Below are 2,753 nucleotides of genomic sequence, written 5' to 3'. Positions count from 1 at the left end.
AATATCGGGACTGCCTTCTTACCCAAAAGAAAATCGCTGATCACAAAAAATCAATGAAATTAGATCGCCACTTCCAAAAAAGCGTGAAACTTTAGCTTATCTAATATACTCATCAGCAGCTATCGCGCTTTTATTTTCTTTATTCAACAATTCAATTTGTTTGAGCAGCACTTCTATATTTCTCCAGCCCGTTTCTTCAGCCAGCGGAACCCAACGCGCACGCAAATATCCATCCCGATCTATTAAAAATTCCATATGATCAGGAATTGAACCACGTCCTAATAAATCTGGTCGGTTCATTGTTCGGCGTGATAATGCATAACTTTGCACAATTTCCTGAGCGCCTTCCACCACCAGCGGAAAAGGCAAATCTTTCGTTACTTCACTCAGTTCTTTCGATGTCAACGTTCCTGCCGGAACTGCCAGAATCGCCAGATTTTCTGTTTTTAGGTTGGCATAGCTTTGCTTGAGTTGCTCAATACGTTTTTTTGACTCTGGCCAGGAAAAAATAACTAGCAACACTGGTTGATCTCCACGAAAATCCTGAAGAATACCGCTTGTTCCGTCGTGTGCAGTGTAGGCAAAAACCGGCGGTTGAATATTTTTTCTGTTGGGTATGATTTCAGGCGACAGAATACGTGCCTGATAACCCCGGGATAATGCATAAACGTAATTTACCAAATCCCAGCGGTCTTCTTCAGATAGCTGATCTGCATAACCAGGCATGTCCGTATTCTCCATACCGAAGGATATCCAATAATAAAAATCGCCAGGTGTATGCTCAGTAGTGTGCGGCTCCGTTAGCATATCCGGTAATACAGTAGACAACGTTCTTGCCTTGATACCATTTCCTTTACCTTGAAATCCGTGACAATCAACACAATGCTCGGCATAAAGCTCTGCACCATAGGAAATAGAAATCACATCATACGGTACTAGTGGTCTCAGATAGGTTTCAGGATACGCTTCAATGGTCAACGGCGGCAATGCTATCGCAAGCCCAGAAATTACCAGTACTGCTGGTATGGCAATCAATCGTTTCAGACTCCAGTTAGCTTTTCGCCCAAAATACAACACGATCAAAGCCGCACCTGCAGTCGCAAGTCCGCACCAAACCTGCACAGCAACATTATCCATACCCCAAGTTGCAACAATAGAAAAACGGAATGGAAAAGGCCAATCTTCGATAAGCGCGTGTTTGGCTGGTGTTGTATTATTCGCAATAAGGGTTGCAATAAATAGCAATACAACAGCCAATAAAAACTCAATCCGCACCCATTTGCGCATTCCTGCTGCACTTTTCTTTGTTACCAAACTATCTTTACTGTTGGCAAACAAGGGCAGCCAATAGGAGCGCACACTCGCAGCAATAACCAGAATGATACACAATAATAATATCTTTCCACTAAGCAGCCAGCCATATGGTGTAGCTACCAACGCCGCATAATGGCCGTCAATAGTGCGATCCCCGACTATTATGCCGGTTAACACAATTAAAAGCATAACGGGTAATGCCATTGTTGAAAACCGGTTTAGGATCTGAGCATCCATAAAACTGGATTTACTACTTTTAACTTGTTTTACATATTTGTACTTCAGCAACAATAGTGCAGGTAAACCTCCCAGCCATACACCGGCTAAAATAATATGTAGCGCATAGGGCGCAATATTTGCAATTGTCATTCCTTCTGATGCTGAATGACTGACCATTGCATCAGCAATCAAGGGAACCGAAGCTATCAATGCACATAAAAAATAGCGCCCACGTGCTTTTTCGCTTTTTCGAAGGAAAATTACCGATAGTGTTAATAAAACAGCAGAGATTAAATGTCCCGACCAGATCTTGCCTGTTTGTGTATTATTAATAAAATCAAACCATACTTGCGCCTGCAAAAGCTTGCTGGTACCGCCTGTAACTTGTCCGATTGTTGCCGCTAAAACTATTACCAGCCCAATGATGATACTGATTGCTAATTTTGGAAATAATCTTTCTAATTTTTCTACCCATTGCGCTGAATAGATTTGCTTTTCTTTACCGGCAATCACTAAAAAAACACAACTGCCTAATATAATCAAATTCGCTGCAAGCTGGAACCAGCGTGCCGCTGCTGCGATTACTTCTAACATTTTATTGCTGGGTATTTTTTATTCTAAAACCATAACTTGATTCAACTACATGTCCATCTATTGATAGTACGCGGAACTGAACTTTGTAACTTCCCGGAGCCAAAGCAGGCAAAGCCAGTACGACCGATTTTGGGTCATCCTGAACCGCCTGGGGTTCATCGACTGCGACATTCCTTTCCCTAGAATTCAAAACCTTTACCGAAGCATAAGCGGCTTCAATTTCTTCATTAAACCAAAGCTGTATCTGTGATGGTGATTCAGAAAGCGAGGCTCTCCTCGGTGGGTCGGATTTGACCAGAGAAGCATGTGCCCACACATGATTCATTTGCATCGCCAGTGCAAACACAAGAGTCCACGTTATAAATTTTAAAATACTTCTAACTGTTAACTTATTAAATTTATCAATTAACATTTTATTTACCATTTTTATTTGTGCTTTTAATGAAAAACTGTACTGAAATCATTTTGATTTCAAATGACGAATCGAGTTCCTTCGCTTAAGAATTCAATCGTGCGTTAAGTATGATCATATTTTTTTCTTTTAGCGGCCATCCAGTTTTTGAATCGTTTGGATCTGAAGAGTTTGTAACCAATCAGCGCTATCAGCAACAACCCAACCACAGGAC

2 protein-coding genes are annotated in these 2,753 nt (G+C 41.3%); both read right to left on the bottom strand.

The genetic code is table 11. The features are described 5' to 3' along the window. Nucleotides 1-96: 96 nt before the first annotated feature. On the bottom strand, nucleotides 97-2,127 hold the full coding sequence (locus BMY60_RS14900; RefSeq protein ID WP_090334691.1) for a CopD family protein: 2,031 nt from the start codon (nucleotides 2,125-2,127) through the stop codon (nucleotides 97-99). Nucleotide 2,128: 1 nt separating this feature from the next. Continuing rightward, entirely contained in the window at nucleotides 2,129-2,551 is a 423-nt protein-coding gene (locus BMY60_RS14895; RefSeq protein WP_090334690.1) for a copper resistance CopC family protein, read from the bottom strand. Nucleotides 2,552-2,753: the final 202 nt, after the last annotated feature.

Origin of the sequence: Nitrosomonas sp. Nm51 (genome assembly GCF_900111165.1) — a bacterium.
Classification (GTDB): domain Bacteria; phylum Pseudomonadota; class Gammaproteobacteria; order Burkholderiales; family Nitrosomonadaceae; genus Nitrosomonas.
The sequence above is the reverse complement of the archived record's forward strand: the minus strand, read 5'-3'. Positions and strand labels throughout refer to the sequence as shown.

Excerpts from the sequence above, each read along its gene's own strand:
- BMY60_RS14900 (WP_090334691.1), bottom strand. The coding sequence starts at position 2,127 with ATGTTAGAAGTAATCGCAGCAGCGGCACGCTGGTTCCAGCTTGCAGCG.
- BMY60_RS14895 (WP_090334690.1), bottom strand. The coding sequence starts at position 2,551 with ATGGTAAATAAAATGTTAATTGATAAATTTAATAAGTTAACAGTTAGA.